This is a genomic window from Verrucosispora sp. WMMC514, from assembly GCF_027497295.1.
In the GTDB taxonomy this organism is placed as follows: Bacteria; Actinomycetota; Actinomycetes; order Mycobacteriales; family Micromonosporaceae; genus Micromonospora; species Micromonospora palythoicola.
Genome location: NZ_CP114906.1, coordinates 82392 through 100340 on the forward strand (window position 1 = coordinate 82392; position 17949 = coordinate 100340).

6 protein-coding genes are annotated in these 17949 nt (G+C 66.8%); all 6 read right to left on the reverse strand.

The features are described from left to right. Positions 1 to 81 precede the first annotated feature (81 nt). Genes O7597_RS00400 through pglW form a run of 6 tightly spaced genes read right to left on the reverse strand, consistent with a single transcriptional unit; the run spans position 82 to position 17820 of the window. Positions 82 to 2202 (reverse strand): DEAD/DEAH box helicase, encoded by a 2121-nt coding sequence (locus tag O7597_RS00400; RefSeq protein WP_281581716.1) that lies wholly within the window; start codon positions 2200 to 2202, stop codon positions 82 to 84. Further along, entirely contained in the window at positions 2199 to 3506 is a 1308-nt protein-coding gene (gene brxD, locus O7597_RS00405; RefSeq protein ID WP_281581717.1) for a BREX system ATP-binding protein BrxD, read from the reverse strand. The genes O7597_RS00400 and brxD overlap by 4 nt, the downstream gene beginning before the upstream one ends. Beyond that, the gene (gene pglZ / locus O7597_RS00410; protein WP_281581718.1) at positions 3503 to 6268 is read right to left on the reverse strand and encodes a BREX-2 system phosphatase PglZ; all 2766 of its coding nucleotides are present in this window, start codon (positions 6266 to 6268) and stop codon (positions 3503 to 3505) included. Before pglZ ends, brxD begins: the two co-directional genes overlap by 4 nt. Beyond that, the gene (locus tag O7597_RS00415; RefSeq protein WP_281581719.1) at positions 6265 to 10011 is read right to left on the reverse strand and encodes a hypothetical protein; all 3747 of its coding nucleotides are present in this window, start codon (positions 10009 to 10011) and stop codon (positions 6265 to 6267) included. Before O7597_RS00415 ends, pglZ begins: the two co-directional genes overlap by 4 nt. 31 nt (positions 10012 to 10042) lie before the next feature. Beyond that, positions 10043 to 13600 carry a BREX-2 system adenine-specific DNA-methyltransferase PglX gene (gene pglX / locus O7597_RS00420; RefSeq protein ID WP_281581720.1) on the reverse strand — a complete coding sequence of 1186 codons (3558 nt, stop codon included), beginning with the start codon at positions 13598 to 13600 and terminating at the stop codon, positions 10043 to 10045. A gap of 2 nt (positions 13601 to 13602) precedes the next feature. Beyond that, positions 13603 to 17820, reverse strand: a complete 4218-nt coding sequence (gene pglW / locus O7597_RS00425; protein WP_281581721.1) for a BREX system serine/threonine kinase PglW — start codon at positions 17818 to 17820, stop codon at positions 13603 to 13605. Positions 17821 to 17949 lie beyond the last annotated feature (129 nt).

Here is a 17949-nt window from a genome sequence, read left to right on the forward strand (position 1 = left end):
CCCCGAGACTGGAGCGGCACATTCGCGAACCTCGTAGCCGAACTCGAACACGTCACACAGCCAGATCGACCCGCTGCCCGGCTATGTCTGAACGAACCGCGTCGGCTCCTGCAGGACAGCGGTTGCGCCATCGAGGTCGGCGAGGCGAGACGCCAACGTCGCCAGCGCGAGCCGCTCCGGCAGTGCCTCGCTGAACTTGAGTCCGTCAAGAGCCTTCTTGTTGACCTCGGGCAAGCACAGACGCTGATCTGCATCGGCGATGAGTGTCCGCCATTCTTCCCGAGTGAGATTCGCCCGTAGGCGGACCTGGCAGTCATCGAAGCGTTGGACCGGGTCGACCACCTCGGTCAACGTGGCCGCCAAGGTGGCGTTCGCGCGGAAACCGGCCCAGGTCCACCACCGCAGGTCACCACCATTCTGATCGCGGAGGATGACGGTGCCTCCCGGATGTACCAGCGAGGATCGTTCATCCCGTTCGTGAGCGAGCCGCTTCGCTGCTCGCTGAGTGAGCTTCACAGGGGGATCAGCACCAAGAAGTACCTCCCGCATGGCGCGGCTCAGCTCGAATCCGAGGCCTGCCCAGCCCCCGGTCGTCCAGCGAGCCTTTCCGCCGCTCTCGGCGGGTTCGACGAAGCAGCGCCGGCGCCGCCAGTCGATGTAGGTGACCCGCCAACTTCGCCCGTTGAGTAACAGTCGGCGGTCGCCCTGCACCTCCTCCGTGAGCAGCGCGGGGTCGACGCGGCCCAGCTCGTCGCGGCCCACCAGAACGGTGAACTCAGGTGCTCCGACGAATACTGCTGTCATGCCCATGAAGTGTCGGTGCCCGAAGCGCCGTTCAGCTTCGGGGCCGATGTAAAGCATGTCGCTGTCGCTGTCGAGGTAGCCCTGATCGATCAGATGGCGAACGATCGGGGTGGCGCCGCGGCCGAAGGGGTCCAGACCGTTCCACCACTGCGGCCAGTTCTGATCTCCCACTCGGTGTTCTTGCAGGCAGAGCGCGAGCATCTGCTGGGCGACGAGGTGCCGTGGCTCTGGCGGGGCGACGACCGGCTCGACCCATCCGCGGCCCCAGAGCACCAGCAGGGCCGCTGCCTCCAGCAGGGCGTCGCCGCTGCGGGTGAGAAAGAGGCAGTTGCGCAGGCTGCCAGGCCGCCGACCTGTGCGCCCGAGTCGTTGCAGGAATGAGGCCACGGTTGAGGGGGCGTCGATCTGAATGACGCGGTCGAGATCACCGACGTCGATCCCCAGTTCGAGTGTGCTGGTCGAAACAATGACACAGTCACGCGCCTCGGCGAACGCCTCTTCCGAGCGTCTTCTTTCGTCAGCGGACAGCGAGGCGTGTGACAGGAAGGTGGTGATGCCGCGCTCCCGCAGAAGACTGCCGAGCTGTTCTACGGCCTGGCGGGATTCGCAGAAGACCAGCCGTTTCTCACCGGAGTGCAGCCCGGCGAGCACAGTGGCAGCATTTTGCAGGGATCCGACGAAGTCGAGTTCGATTTCGCCCGGCGGAGCTGTCGCCGCAGTCGCTGTCGCGGCGACCGGCAGGTCAGGAGCGACGACGCGTCCGACCCGAACACCCGCGCCGGAGCCCTGCAGCCAGGTCAGCAGGCGATCCGGATTGCCCACGGTTGCCGAGAGCCCGATCCGCTGAACGGGCCGGCCGATCAGGTGGGTCAGACGTTCCAGGACGGCGAGCAGATGCCAGCCACGGTCGTCGCCGGCAAAAGCGTGCACCTCGTCGACGACCACGGTACGCAGGCCGACGAAGAACGCCCGATGGTCGACGTTACGGCTGACCAGCATCGACTCCAGGGATTCCGGCGTGGTCAGGAGCACGTCCGGGCGGGCAGCCAGGATGGCCCGCCGTCTCGACGCGGTGACGTCGCCATGCCACAGCGCGGCTCGCCGTCCCAGCCAGTCGGCGTAGCGTTCCCAGCGCGGCAGCAGATTGTTGAGCAGAGCTTTGAGCGGGCAGAGGTAAAGCACTGAGGTTCCGGACCAGCCCTCGGCTGCCATCCGGGACAACAGCGGAAACGCTGCCGCTTCGGTTTTGCCCCCAGCGGTCGGGGCGAGGAGGAGCGTGTCCTCGCCAGCCAGAAGCGGCTCCACAGCAGCATCCTGCAGGGGTCGCAGACCCGGCCATTGCAGGGAGTTGACGATGTGGTGCAGCAGCACGGGATGTAGCAGGTCGGCGGCAGTCACACGTCTAGTGCAATGTCGTCGGCACTTGCGGCGTTGCGTTCCACGTCGGTCATCTCCGCTGCCGACATGGTCGGCGCGTAGTGCTGCCTGGGGTCGAAGTCCGGGAACTGGTCGACGCGGTCGAGGACATCGCCCACCAGCTTCTTCAGATACAGGCGCGGCACGATGCCGACCTTTCCACCCAGGCCGCCGGCAACGGCACGAGCCAGCTGGTCAAGATACGCGTCGTCGACCAGAGTCCGTATCCGGTCGGGATCAGTTGACCCGGCGGCGTAGAGATCCCGAACGCGGCCACCCAGCTCGACCAGGGACCCGATCGTGAAGCCCGGCAGACGGATCTGCACGGCCCTGGGGTTGTCGAATCTGGGATCCGTGCCGAAGTCGACGGCAAGCCGTTGCGCCAGCGGGGCGAGCCGTTGCACGCCCTGCTGCCCGTCGTAGAACGCAGGCGTGCCGGTGATGACGAGATGCAGTCCGGGGAAGCGTCCGGAGTGCACCTCGTCGATCATCTGGCGCAGCGCATTGAGTGCCTTGTCCCGGACGTCGCCACGGACCCGTTGCAGTGTCTCGACCTCGTCGAGGACAAGGACCAACCCCGGATGGCCGGCGTCCCGCAGGACGGTGAGCAGCCCCTGAAGGAAGGCCATGGCGCCGAAATGGTCGAGCTCGCCGCGGATTCCGGCGGCTCGTTTCGCCGACGCCGCGACCTGTGGCTGTCCGGCCGTCCATGCGGCCAGTCCGTCGGCGACGACGGTGTCGCCCGAGCTCAACGCCGCCCGGTAGCCACGCAACGCCAGTGCGAAGAGCGGGGAGTGCTTGCTGACCTGGGCGAGCCGCTGTTCGAGGAGCCGATCCACCGCCGCGCCCACGTCTGCCTCCGCGGCGGGATCAGCTTCGAGCGCATCGGCCTCCAGCGTGAACAGCCAGGAGTCAAGAACAGCGCGGAACGCGCTGGATGGTATCGACGCCGTCCGCATGGACTCGGTGATGCGCCGGTACACGGTCTCCAACCGGTGCAACGGCGTCTGGGTCTCGGAGATCTGTACCTCGGCCGCGGCGAAACCGCGGCGGAGAGCCCGCTCGGCCAAGTGTCGAGTAAAGAAGGTTTTGCCAGCGCCGTATTCGCCCCGCACCGCCTTGAACACGGCGCCGCCAGAACTGACCGTGTCGAGCTCGCCGTCGAGAGCGGCGGAAAATCGGTCGAGGCCGACCGCGAGCAGGTCGAGTCCGCTCTCCGGAACGGTTCCACGGCGAAGCGCATCGATCACCTCGCGTCGGCGCCGCTGGGAGACGTCCAGCGTCACGAGGGCACCTCGAACTGCTCGGACAGGAGTGTGACGTCAAGCGTGACCGTGCCGGTCGCTGGTTCGACGGCCAGAACGGCGTACCCCTCAATGTTGAGCAGTTGCTGAACCTGCGTCAGCGCACCCCGGAGCCGGGTCTGTGCCACTCCTAGGGCTTGGGCCGCGAGGGTTGGTGCCAGCCGGTTGGCAGTTGCCCCCACCAGCGCGTCGATGATGCTCGCAATCTGATCGTCGGTGACGATGAGGCGGCCGTTGATCCTCCGCTGTGCCTTGTAGACGGAGCTGGTCACGATGGCCTGGCCGAGTGTCACCGCCGGTTGCTCGGTGGCCTGTGGGCTCAGGTCGAACAGGGTCGGGCTGTCCTGTCGATCTCCGCGGCTCTTGGTGGTCGCGGCTTTCGGGGCGGGCGGCTCGGCAGGCAGCCGCGGAGCGGCTGCGGAGGTGAGCCACCAGGTGGGTTCCTGCGGTGGCAGCAAGTCCAGGCCGGCCCGGTTGCGGGTTTCATCAGGTACGAGGACGGCGACCGGGACGACGACCTCCGCTGCGCTCGCTCCCCCGTGGTAGCCGGCTTTCAGGGGTCCGTACCGGAGGGTCTCGTCGACGGCCAGGACGGCTCGGTGGCCGTCGGTGAGGACGCGAGAACCGCTGACTTCAATTTCGTCGTCCTGGATGGGAGCGGTCGCCGGGCGAGAACGAGCACTGGAAATATTCGGGTACGAGCGTTGTGCGCCTTGGCGGCGTTCGACGATGTGACCGTGGTCGGAGGTCACGACGACGGTTCGCCCTGCGGCTGCAGCCCGAGCGAGAACCGGTTCAAGATGCTTGACAGCGTCAGCGGTCCAAACCGTTCCCGCGGGGTCGCTGCGGTCGAGTGCGTCGTCGATCGTGTTCAGGACGACGGTCACCAGCGACAGCTCGATGTCATCGATGGCACCGCCGACGTCCGGGCTGACCGACCAGCCTGCTGCCGTCGTATCCACTGCCTTTTTGTGGAAGAGCCGTGCAGTGATCTTTCCGCCTTTGGCGGTGACTTCGGCGTACCCGTGCTGTTCTTCGGACTGCTGCCCGCGGGTTAGGCGGCCGGAGAGCAAAGAGGCACGACTCACCTCGGTGACTGACGGCAACGCCGCGAGCGCTGCGGTCCTTCGGCGGTTGCCGGCTCCTGGGAGGGCAGCCTCGAGCCAGCCGAGACGTGTAGTCGCGTCGGACAGGATCTCCGTCGCGACAGCGGCGCTCATGCCGTCGAGGACGAGCAGCAGCACGGGGGCCTTGCGGGCGAGCGGGATGACGCAGCCTGGTAGCAATTGCTCCAGGTACCAGATGGTTCCCGAGTCGGCGGGCACGCCGCGGCTGGTAGGGATTGGCGCTGAGGCGAGCGCCCGGGCGAAGCGACGTTCCTGGGCGCGACGTCGCTTCTGCGCGGCCGTGACGACGGCATGGAGTGCGCTTGACAGGCTCGGATCGTCAACGCCGCCGAACGCGTCGTTGATCGCCGCGTCAGCCCACGCCGCGTTGTCGAGGTACTGGCGCACAAGAGCCCCGAGGGCAGCGGCATCCGAGGCAGCGCCGGGCGGTGGATCAACCTCCGCGAGCCACCGGACAAGTCGTACCGCAGCCTCGAAGGGAACGCGAAGTGGCGTTTTCGCTCCGAGCCGGTGCTTCTGAACTGCTGCCCAGGCGGTCTCGACGGTGTTCGTGTTGTCGAGATGGCCAGGTGAAGCGACTGCCCGTCGCAGGGCGTCGGCAAGCGCGACAAATCGTGCTCGTAATCCGCCGGCGAGAAGTTCTGAGTAGCGGGCCAGCGGCTCGGCTTGGAGATGCGTGAGAATTACGTCGGCCCGGTCGAGGGAGCGCGCGACATCGTCATCGGCGCGCCGATCGTGAATCAGGTCGGACAACAGTGTGTCCGCTGCTTGTCCGAGTGTGGCCAACGCGGCCTGCGAAGGGCTGGTATCGCCCCACCGCGGTTCGAGCCGGACCAGAGCAAGTTGGGCCTGATGCGCTGTCGGTGGGTCATATCGGTCAGCGGTCAGCAAGCGGAGGACCAGACCGAGCGGTACGACGTCGGCGAGCTCGCCGCGAGACAGCAGCGCACGTATCGGGCCTGCCGCCGAGCCCGCCCGCTGCGCGATCCAGTCAAGCGTGGTGTCGGCGAGCAGGTCTCCGACGCTTCGGCGCAAAGCACCGAGGGAGGCGACGCTCTGCGCAGCGATCGACCAGCGGAGGACGCCGAGGACGTCGGCGGTGTCCGTATCGAAGCCGAGGTGGGTTGCGGCGACGGCACCAAGTGCGTGGGTGCGGGTGAGGACTCCGGCCGGGGCTGCAGGCCAGCCCGCCTGCGGGGTTGCAGCGACCAACGCGGTGGCGAGCTCTCGGTTGTCCGGTCGGCTGGTCAGGGCAGGGTCGATCCCGGTGGCAGCGAATCGAGTCCGCACTGCCTCCCACGGGTCAGGGCTGCGCAAGCGCTGCCAGATGAAGTGGGCGAGGATACCGGCGCCGAGGTCGGCGTCGTCACGGTCGGTGACGACGACGAGCCAGTCGCCGTCGCGGTGGTCGCCGAGCAGCTCGCGGGCGGCCAGCGCTGACTCGGCCGCTCGGACCCGTACGGTCTGGCCCTGGTGTTGGAGGTCGGCGGTGATGGCGCGGTCGGGGACGCCACGGATGCCGATGACGCCGCTGCCGTAGTTCTTAGCGCGGGCTTCGTCAACGATGGCGAGCACCATCGATGCGCTCACCCGCGTTGTGGCCATGGCGACGGTCACGGCAGCACTCGCCACGTCACCTCAACGGTGACGTCAGGGTTGTCGTTCAAGAAGGCTTGCAGCTGGTCCATGATGTCTCTGTTTCCCGCTCCGCCTGCCCGGCTGGAACTCCCGGCCTTGGGCCCCGACACCACCGGCGGCTTTGGCTTGGGCGTAGGACCCGCCGGGGGCGCGGTGCTTCCCGCCAACCAGCTGAAGATCCCGTCCTCGCAGGAGGCAAGCGCCCGTCCGATCGGGACTGGTAACTCGTCCTGCTCCAGAGCGGCCCGTAGGCCGTTCACGACGGCAGCAGCATCCGCGGCGCGGCTTCCCTCGCCCTTCATAGCTTCGCGAAGCGGGTCGAGCCGGTGCCAAGGAAACGCAGTGAGTGCCTTGTCAACAGCGTCCGCCGAAGCCAGCGATTTGCCCGCGGCGACTGGAGTCGCACCGCCGAGATCCGCCTTCGCCAACACCTGGACGAGCTTGACGCCGTCCAGGTGACGTAGTTGCTGCATCAGCGCGGAACAGGCTTTGGCGGTCCTCAGCCGGCTACCTTCTGCAATCGCCAGACGTCGGTACGCCGCCTCGATCGCTCCCACCAGCCCGGGCGCTGTCTTCGATAGTTCCGCTGCCTTGGTGGCGACCTGCCCGACGAAATCAGCCACAGCGGGCGCGGTGAGATACGCCCCGGCTGTGATGCCGAGCATCGCGCCGGCCACGGTTCGCGCCGTCTCCCAATCACCGGCGGACGGCAGTTCCTGGGTGCGCAGCTCCATCACCGGGGTGAGCGAGCCAGGCTCCGGTACGACCGGTAGCGCCGTCCCTTGTTGGAACCAAGCCCGCTGCCGCAGCGCCGCCCACGCGATGACAACCAGGTCGGCGACCTCGTCCCGCAGCCCATGGGCGGGCGAGACGTCTCGGATCCAGCGCCGCAGCTCCGCGACGGTCACCGGACCGTCGGCGGGCTTGCCATGTTCCTGCGCTCGTCGGCCGAGTGCTCGCTCGATCTCCTGGCCCCACGGGGTGAACCGATCGTCGCCGAAGAGGTAGTGCATCTCCGTGGCCTTGCCGACGCCGAGCGGCTCCGCGATCCGTCGTACCACGGCGGCGTCGGCCTGAAGCTCGACGCGTTTCTCGCTGTCCGCCGCGCTCTGTGCGACGTACCGAGCAACGGCTTTGAGGTCGCGGACTTTGACCTCGACGTCGCCTGGCTCGAACAGCGGATGCGCGGGGTAGAGGGCCTTGAACGCCTGGTCGAGCAGGTTGTTGAAGGCCTGACCGAGCGTGGCGCCGACCGGATTGACAGGGGCGAAGCGGCGCTCGAAGGAGAACAGCGTCCGCTCGTGTGACGCGTCCTCGATGAGGACACCCGGGCGCGGTGACGCGGCGCCGTATGCCTGCTGCACCGCGTCCTCAAGGCTGCGCCGCAGCGTGTTTCGCTGGGACTCCAGGATTGACCGGGCCAGGGCACGGTCGGTCTCGTTGAGGTGGTCGGCGTGCCCCTGCCAGCGCTCGGTGCTGCCTTCGAGCAGCCAGTTGAGGATGACGAGGCGTCGCAGTTCGCGGATCTTGTCGTCCGACAGGAACCGCGGCAGCCACACCACGGTCCGCTCCTGCACACCGCGAGCCACCATCTCGTCCAGCCGTTGCAGGTCCTCGGCTGTCGAGTGGCCCGGGTCGTCGAACGGGTGGTCGATGACGATGCGCCAGGTGTCCGGGGCCGCCCGGAAGTGGTCGTCGGACAGCCAGCTGCGGTCGCGAACGTTGCCGAAGAGTACATCGACCTTGCGCTTCGAGCCACGCCAGGTGAAGTCGTACGGGTAGGCGCCTTGCAGGTCCTGGGACGCCAGCGTAATGCCCAGGCTTTCGCTGACGAGTTCCTTCAACAGTTCACGGCGCCGGCCCTCGTTGTCCTCGGCCTTGGCCCGCTCCACGATCGACTCGTAGTCGACGTCGGACAGCTGCACCCGGATCGTCGGGTTCCGGTCGTCGCCGTCGAGATGGATCTCCGGAATGTCCCGGGCCCAGGTGCGCACCTTGGACAGCACGACAGCCGCCTCACCACCCGGCAGCGGCGACACGATGGAACCGTGGTTGAGCGACGCGAGCCGGGCCGCGGTCAGCGCCATCAGGGCCGGAACCTTCGGGGCGACGGCCGACAACAGGAGAGTCTTGGCCAGCCGATCATCGGTGCGGAATCCCGGCGGAACCTTCTCGGGCTCCTCGCGCAGGGTCCGCTCGTCGATGCCGTGAATCCCGAGCAGCAAGGGCCGCAGCTTGTCCGTGTAGAGCTTGTTGGCCGACCGAAAGAGAGCAGCCGCCTCGGCGTCCAGCGCCTGCCCGGTCTGCCCCTGCACCACAAGGTCGAAGGAGTCACCGACCGGGATAATCTGGTCGATCGTAAGAGTCTCGCGCCGGTCGACGAGCATCTGCTGCATGACCTTGAGCGCGGTCCGCTCCCGTTGCATGACGCTGGCCAGGCTACGCAAGGTCGACACCAGGGCCGGCGAGAACGGGTAGGTGAGGCGGAACGCCTTCTCATCGGAGCCCCGATGCCGTTCATCGGTGTTCACACCGTCGAGCAGCACGTCCCACACCGCCGGCCGGCGGTCGATCGCACCGAACGCGCCCTCGAGCACGACGGCAGCATCCTCGTCCTTGGGCTGCAGGAGGCGGCGATTGGCCACGTACGGCAGGTTGTCGTCGCCGAGCGGGATGACACCGAACCGGCCTTCCTGGTGGCGGAAGGCGCGGTCGAGCGCGTCCTGCTCCGCGCCGCTGGCGCCCGAGTCGGCGAACCAGCGCCGCAGGTCCATCTGCCGGGCCACAAAGGAGATGAGCGGGATAGGACGACCACCGATGGACGACTCGACCAGTTTGGTGAGCTTCTGCGATTCGCGGCGGAAGAACTCCCGGTCCTGCACCGAGAACGCCAGCCACAGGACCAGCTCGTCCAGGAACAGGACCACGGCGTCGTAGCCGAGGCTCTTGGCGTGCGTCGAAATCGCCGCCAGTCCGGTGTCCAGGTCGACGTATTCCGCCTGCTGCGTGTAGGAGCGGAAGTACGTTTCGACCAGAGCCGACACCAGCTTCTGCCGGCTGGGGCTCGCGGCCGAGGCGGCACGCGCCTCGGCGTAGCGAACAGCATCCCACTCCCCCGCGCCCAGCACAGCAGCCCAGGGATCGGCCGCGCCGCCGCCCTCGCCCCCTGCTTCGCCGTTAAGGCCGGCGAAGAACTGCTGGTCACCGAGCTGGGCCCGGTAACGCTCAGCGTCTTCGAGAAGAGCATCAGACTTGTGTACAGCCGGCAGCGGCGCCCCCGGGTGACGCTCGCCGATCTGGCGGATGTAGCCCTGGAAGAGGGCCTCCTCCATCGTCCGCGCCCCGAGCATGTGGAAGGCGAGCGGCAGGATTTTGCGGTCGGCCAGGACGGGGTCGTGGCGCGCCACCACGGGCTGAAGCTCAGCCTTGGAGCGGGCGGCCGGCTCGTGTTGAAGGAGGGCATGCAGCACGGCCATGAAGTGCGACTTACCCGAACCGAATGAACCGGTAAGGAACGAGCCGCGGCTCGTGCCGGAGGTGATGCCCTCCGCCACCAAGCCCATAGCCGCGTCGAACGCCTCGACAAGTGCATCGGTGACGACATACTCGTCAAGCGTGCGCTGGACCGCGCTGTGCCCGACCGAGTCGGTCAGACGCAGAACGTAGTCCTCCGCGCCGGCACGCTCGGGAATGCTGATGACGTCACGGAGCGGGGTGTTCACGCCTTCTCCTCAAGCTGCATCGTCATGGCCGTCACGACCTCGGCCGCCGTCCGCGACTGGCGGCCGGCGGCCTCCAGGCACCGAGCTGCTCGACCGTCATGCCCACCTGGTGAGCGCGACCGCGCAGCTGCTCTTCGAGGTAGTCGGCCAGGTTGAGCTGATAGGTGGAGTCGGTCTCGTCGTGCCACTGCCGCACCCAGGGCTGAAGCTCCGCGAGACCGGCAACCAGGGGGACAAGCTTATCGTCGGCCCAGCCTTCGGCCTCCCGCTCGGCGATCACCGCGTTCAGGGCCAGGGCCTGCTGAGCATGGTCCCAGCCGGCCCACCCGAGCAACTGGGTGGGGTCGGTCTCTCGCCCAGCGTTCGGGTAGAGGATGAACCGCTCCTTGGGTACGTCGAGCTTGCCCCGGTGCTGCCACCACGACTGCTTCCGGAAGTCCGCGGACGTGTACTTCGGCGGCACCGGAATCTCGCCCACCTTCTCACCCTCGTCCTCGCGGCGCTGCAGATCCCAGGTGTGCTCCCAGGCCTCACGCTTACGCAGCCCGGAATCCTTAAGCCGGTACGCGGCCAGGAAGGGCACGCTCTCCGTGTCCAGCAGCGTGGAGAGCTGCTGGGTAACCGACCGATCCTTGCGACCGTCCCACAGCTGCAGGACGGAGACGAGGTCTGAGTCACGGGTCACGATGTCGGCGAGCTGAGCAATCGACCGCACAGTCGGCCGCCCCTGAGCATCGAACCAGTACGTGTGGGCCTCTAGCCGGTCGAGAAGCCACGCCCGCAACGCCTTTTCAACCCGCTTCTCCCAGGGCTCAGTTGCCCACCGCCGCTTGCACTCGGGCCGCTCAAGCAAGTTGATAAACTTGTTTGACTCGATCAGATCAAGCCGCCGCTGCACCAGCTCCCGATATCCCTGCGGCCAGCGTGTCGGAATCTCCGTAATCGGGGTCGATCCATGGCGGGCGAACCACTGCGTCGACTCGTCGCCAGCCGCAACCTTGCGAGCAAGTGCTATCTCGAAAGCTCGCTCACCAAGAGATAGGTGCGGCAATTCCTCTAGGGAAGATGTTAGATCTTCATCGATTATCCCATACAGCCAGTAGACTTTCCAATCGAGGTCCTCCTGCTCGGCAATCATCTGGCTCCGCGACGCATCATCATCTGATCGAAGATCTCGCACAAGATCCTCAGATGGAGCGCGCGAGGTTGAAGCCATTACAGAACCAAAACGCATTGCCGCGCCTTGCGCAAGCCGGTCTAGCGAGCGTGCGCGATCGACAGGAAGGACGGCACAAAGCGGAAAATCCTCAAGAGTCGTTCCAGTAAACTCGTAACGAGGCTCCCAGCTTTCGTCGCCGATTCCACCACCGATCCCGCCATTTCCCTTGTTATGGCTGTTCTGCTTGAGCCAGAAGCAGGCTGTCGACGAGTTGAGCACTCCGAGCAGCGCGAGGTGATCGTCCTCCGTCGCCCCCTCCGGCAGCTTAATCACCGGCGCTGTGCTGGCAGCGAGCTTACTGTCGCGATCAAGCGCAAATTGGTTGTGAGTTGCCACGAAAGCGAACGCAATGGAAAGGCCTCCCAGCCGCTTCGGGTAGGATTCGAGATGATCGAACCACGGCCGCTTCTTGTCCTCTAGAGTTTCGCCAAAGATCAATCGCCTACGAAGTACCGTCCGGTGCGGCCAAAGCAGTGAAACCACGTCCGAGTCATGGGCGACTGACTGATTGGCGCGATCATCAGCGTAAGGCCAAAGCGCAAATGAATTGGCACCTGCAACGTAGTCGCGAACAGCTTCACCTTGCATGATGGGGCGAGCGTCGACGTTTCGGCCATATCGATGGACAGTCCGAAGGCTCGGGTAGTACCACGCGTCGTCGCCACCCACCTTGGTGGTGCGGCCCAGGTCGAGGATGACTTCTCCAAGCACCTGGCTTTTTGCGTCCGTGATTTTCTGAGCGAGCGCCGATACTCCGCCGCCAGCAAGACTCCAGGGATGTGTCGCCAAGACCGTGCGCGGGAGACGGGTGACCGAAACAAAACCACCCTGATCATATTCGCCTTTGCCGATATTTTTAACAATTTCAGTCCAGACAAGGCCCTCTCCCGGGATATCGGGTTGGCCTGGTTCGCCGCGGATCCCTAATACTGCCCTGACAGTGTCAGTCGAGGCCGCCTGGTGTCGACCTACTATTATGACCGTCGGAGTTCCGTGACCAGGGATGTAGGCACCAGAGGTATCAACGACCAGCCTAAGGTCCTGTTTGCTGAGGAAGTCCTCGATCAGTCGGGATCCAAACTCCCGCTTCATAAACGAGTTCGACGTGATTTGACCGACCCACCCTCCCTGGCGATCACCCAACGTAGGCCTAGCCAGCTGGAAGAATCGTTCCATGAAGGGGACCGTCAGCGCGTACGTTCCCTTGCAAGTTGAATAGAGTTCGCGGTAGGCCGCGTTGAGCTTCTTGTCCCTAACGGGGATATACGGCGGATTGCCGACGACGACGTCGTACTGTCCCGGTTCGAGGATCGAACGAAGGGCCGCAAGGTCTTCGGTCGCGTAGGCGAACCCGCTGAGCCCTGAGTCGTAGTCCTCCATGCCCGGCAGGTCCAACGCCAGCTGCGCGCGCCCATGCAGCAGCGAATCCCCGGCTGCGAGCTGGAATTGGAACGCCGGTGCGTATTCCAAGGACGTGAGGCTGGCTGCCTGAAGCGCTGCGACCATCAGCCTGAAGCGGGCGATGGCTACGGCGAACGGGTTTAGGTCCACGCCGTGGATGGCGTCGAGGGCTTTCTGTACTCGCGCCTGCACCTCCATGCCCGGCGCGTGCGTCGCCCAGAGATCCTTGAGTCGCACGAACGCGCCAAGCAGGAAGTGGCCTGATCCGCACGTGGGGTCGATGAGTTTGAAGCCTTCGAGCGGCCGCTCGTCGAGTGCTGGTTCCATCGTCTGGTCGAGAATGAACTCTTCGACAAACTCCGGCGTCTGAAGCAAGGCAAAGGTGCTCTTGGCGTAATCGGACAGATCTTGGTAAAGATCGCCGAGAAATCGAGTCGACAAATCGCGATCAGCGAAGTTCCAGACGAGGTCGCCGTCGGCGGTGCGTTCACGCCAGAAGGCGATGAGCCGCTTGGCGGCCTGACCCGACGGAGAGACCGTCCACAGCGGCGAATGCGACTCGACCAGATCCCGGGTCGCCTTCGTGTTCCGCAGGTATTCGACCGCATGGAGCACCCACTCCCGGTCGGTGTCTTCGGGGTGGGCGCGGAAGTAGGCGAGTTCCGCGTCCAGTGCCTCCTGCCGGCGGTCGGCGGGGCCGGCGATCCAGACCGGCTTGAGCAGGCGGTTGTCCTCGCAGAATCGTACGAAGACCGTGGTCAGTACCCACGCGACCGCAGCCTGCGTCACCCGGTCGTCGCGCCATTCCTGCCACGACATGGCCGTCCGCTCGCGGGTTTCCGCGGCCTTGTGCTCCTGCTTCCAGGTCGCCAGGACGTCGGGCTGCGAGGCGACACGGTCGCGAAGGTCGTCCTCCAGATCGAGGACGACCTTCTTGAGCGCTGCCGTCAACCCCGTTGAGACCGCCATTGCTACTGCTCCTTCTGGGTGGCTGCGCTCAGAGCAGCCGTGCTGTCGATCCACTCGTTGTCGAGGTTGACGAACTGGTTGGGTGCGGCGAGCGGCACCGGCCGGCCGTCAATCACAGGACCGTGGTTGCCGTTGAGCTGCGGCACGAGCAGCCAGACCGCGCGGCGGCGCGGCGCGGCCAGGTCGGTCCAGCGGGTCAGCAGCGCCATGTTGTCATAGCGCGCCAGCGGCGACGCGTCCGTGAGCAGCACCGGCGAGTCCGCGCTCCCGTCGGTAAGGGCTCGCTCGACGGCCGCCTCGACCTCGGGCCAGGATCGGCGGATCAGCTCTTCCAAACCCCGGCGGGGACGGCTCGACTCGCGTTCGGCGTCCGCGGCGCGTACCAGATCCCACGGCATGTTGGCAGCCGCGGACACCGACCGCAGTGCCTCCAGCAATGCGCCGGTCAGGTCGACCGTGGTGGCGCCGTAGCGGGCCTGGGCAGCATCGATCAACCGGCCCAGGCGGTCGGCCCGGGTGCCGAGCGCGAGGAACGACCGGCTGCCGATGGACGTTTCCAGCCTCGCTCCCAACGCGCCGGTCGTGCCGACGGGAGATGTCGTCACCGCGAGGCTGGTCGCCGACCGGGACTCCAGCCCGGTTGTGGCCGCGCCGGTCTGCAGGGCCCGATAGACGCGCAGCCGGTCGTCGAAGGTCAGGCCGAGACCCGCGTCGGTGATCAGGCTGTCGAGCGCCGGCCGTTGCGGCAACCCCGGCACCGCGGGGAACCGGACCCGTACGCGTTCGCGGATCTCGTCCGGGGTGAGCTGCTGCCCACCGAAGTCCGCGAAGGTCTGAGCCAGGGCCGCGAGCGCGGTGAATTCGCGGTGGTGCAGGTCGCCGGCGCCGGTGGCGGCCGCGTGCGTCGACGCGGCAGCGGCCAGAGTCACGCGGCGTAGAGGATCGGCGAGGGCCGCCGGCCAGCTGCTCTCGGCGGGGACGGCCGCTTCGAGGCGGGCTTGCACACGCTGGGCTGGAATGAGCGCGTTCGCAGCGTCGCCGGTGGCACCGACCAAGCGGTCCGCCTCGGCGGCGAGCGACTCGGCGACGTCACACAGCGTCTGATCCTCGGCCAGGAGCGTGACGACTCCCGCCCGTCGGCGGACCCAGACCGGAAGCTGCGAACCGTCGGCCTTGTTCATCGCTTTGCGCCGTTCCAGCGCGAAGCGGAGCAGGCCACGCGCCAATCGCTGGTCCACATGCGTTTCGGGTGCGAGCGTTTCGAGCACCGTGCGGGTCAGCTCGGCGACGGTCGCGACGGAGCCGAGCTCGGTGAGGCGGGCTGAGACCGCCTCTGCCAGCCGGTCAAGAAGGGCTCGCGCGTCATCGTCGCCCGCCCACCGCTCCTGCAGGGTTCCGAGCAGTGTCGTGATGCGCGACGGCTGCACCGGCTCGTCAAGGTTCGCCCCGAGCTGGGCATGGGTGGCGAAGGCATCGAGCGCCGTGTCGAACCCCAGGACCAGCCGGACGACTCCGCCGCGTGACGGTGAACGCGGTGTGGCGACGACACGCAGCAACAGGTCGGCGGCGGCCGTGGGACTGAGCGCCGGACCGCTTCGGTCGGTCGTACGGACTTCGTCACCGAGCCGGGCGCGCCACTCCTTGATGCGTGACGTGATCTGCAAGCGAGTCGAGTTCGCGACCCCCTGCAGCCGGGACAGCCTGACCGGGTCGACGGTCAGCAGCTCGCCGACGGTCTCGACGGCATAGGGCTCCAGCGCCGACAGTGCCCGGCCGGTCAGCCCGGAGTCACGCAACGGCGTGGTCAGAGCGGCCTTGGCAGCAAGTTCGTCGTACGACTCGCCGGGCTCGGTGGTGTCGTCCTTCGCGAAGATCGTCAGCCACGCGGTGCGCATGGCCTCGGCGGTGTGATGCCGGGCTCCGGCGTCGCTGGCCAATGCCTTACGGAAGAAGTCGACCAGATCGCCGGCCAACGTCTGGTCGAACATTTCCGGCCTGATGGTGGCCTCGTCCCGGGTGCTTCCCGGGTCGCCCTTGCCGTCTCCGTAGACCGGGACGCTGCCGGTCGCCATCTCGAAGAGAACCACGGCTGCGGCATAGCGTTCCGCCGCCGAGTCGTATCGATCCCGGGCGCCGGTCAGAAACGGGTCGAGGTACGGCGGGGTCCCGGCCTGCGTGGCGGAGGCTGCGGCGCGGGTCAGGGAGAAGTCGAAGAGGATCAGGTGCTTGGTGCGGTCGCCGCGGCTCTCCCGTACGCCCAGGTTGGACGGCTTGATGTCACGGTGATCAATTCCGGCCTTGTCCAGCGCGACGAGGCTGTCGAGAAGGTCCTTTCCATACCGGTCAAGCAGGTCGTATGACAGCCGGGTACGCGCCCGCAGAGCGCTGGTCAAGGTTTCCGGTCCCGCGCTTTCGAGCAGCAGCGCCCGCCGGCCACCAACGACCACGTGCGGATCGAGAACCTTCACGATACGGGGGTGGTCGAGCCGCTTGAGCGCCTCCGCCTCATCGTCGAGACGCGTCGCGGCCGTATCGTTGAGGGCCACCTTGAGGACGCATTCGGGGTCTCCTTCGGCGAGCAGATCCTGCACGAGCAGGCCCACGGCCGTCGAGCCCTGCCCGAGCCGCCGGATCAAGCGGAACCTTCCGTCGAGAACGGTGCCGGGTGCCGCCTCGAGCGGGTCGGTCTCCTCGTTCGCGGTGGCGACGTCGCGCTCGGCCGCGCCGAGCTGCGACAGGAAGGTCGTGACGTCAGCCGTCCGCCGGCTGGGTGCCGGATCGGTCGCTTTGAGGACGAGCGAGCGCAGCGTCGAGGGGATCTGCGGCAGCTCGATCGCCAAGTCGAGGCCTTGCTGGTCGCGCAGGCGCTGCTTCAGGGCACTCCGGCTCGGTGCCGGCGATCGCCCGGTGAGCAGATAGAAGGCCAGGCTGCCCAGACCGAACACATCAAGCCGGATGCGGTCGGCGTCCGCGCTCCAGGCCCCCTCGGGCGCGGTGAACACCTCGGCCGCCCCTGATCCGTGATCGTCCAGGGACACGTCGACCAGCGAGGTCACGCCATGAACGGTGCCGCTGGTAGCTGAGACGCTCTGGAGACTTCCGGAGCCCTGCCAGTCACCGACCCGAACTTTGACGTCACCCTGGGTGCCGGGGACCGGACGCACCCACACCGCGGGCGGAATCAGCCCGCGGTGGACGACCCGGTTGTTGTGGGCGTACTGCAAAGCCTCACCGATCTGGCGGATCATCGACAGCTGCGTCGCCAGCGGTACGCCCTGTTCCTGGCCGGCGAGCCACAGGTCGAGACGTTGCCATTGCTGGTCGTACGGGTAGACAAGCCCGATGCCAAGTTCGGATTCGACCAGGTCACGAGGGCGCAGCAGCCCGTCGTGCTGCAGCCGCGACATGATGCGGAACTCGTGCTCCGCGATCTGACGGGCCGCGGCTCGCTCCGGTTGACTCGCAGTCGGCGGCAGCACCCGGAAACGGATCCGGGCACGGTCCTGCTGGACCACCCGGTGGTAGGCGAGCCAGTCCTGCCAGCCTTCGTCGGAGTCGATGGCCTGGTCCTCGATGACCCACGAGCCCGCCTCGCGTTCGCGGCGCTGCACGAGGCCGATGCGCTCCAGCAGCTTGACCAGGATGTGTTCCTGGTTCGGGCCGATCGCCCGCCGCCCTGCAGGTTCGAGCACGAGTTCGGAGATGCCGGTGAGGTGGCTCTGCGAGACGCGGTCGTCGAGGCCATAGAGGTTGATCGCACTCGCCGGGCCGAGAACGCAGCGCAGGTCGGGGTGGTGCAGGAAGACGGCCTCCTGGACGAACGGAATGACGTCCCGCTCGTCGGAGATCTGAACGTTCTGCTCCTGCGCCCACAGCCGCAGCTCGTCTCTCAACTTGCTCGCGAAATACTGCGCTTTACGCCGCGTCAGCTTGAGCGGGGAATCTTCCGGCCGCCGACCGTCACGGGCCCAGCGCTGATCGTCACCCCGCAGTGTGCCGGAGTAGTACTTGAGCTCGATGAGGTGCAGCTGCTTACGACCGAGAAGGAGCAGATCGACCTCGTGCCATCGGCCCCGCGAATCGCGGAACTCAAAGTTCGACCAGGCGCGAAACGGCGTCTCGTCGGGCATGATCGCCCGGACCAGGGCCAGTCCCTCGGCTTCGTGAGGAAACTGCGAGGGCGAGACGTCGACCCACCGGTCCTGCCCAGCCTCTACCACTGTTCCACCCTCCGCGCCGCGCCCGGTTCGTCCCCACCGCTCCGGCCGCAGCAGCATATCCGGTCAGTACTCGACGGTCGTCGTCTCATTCGGCAGGACCTCACCGAGCGTTGGGTCAGCGCTGATGAG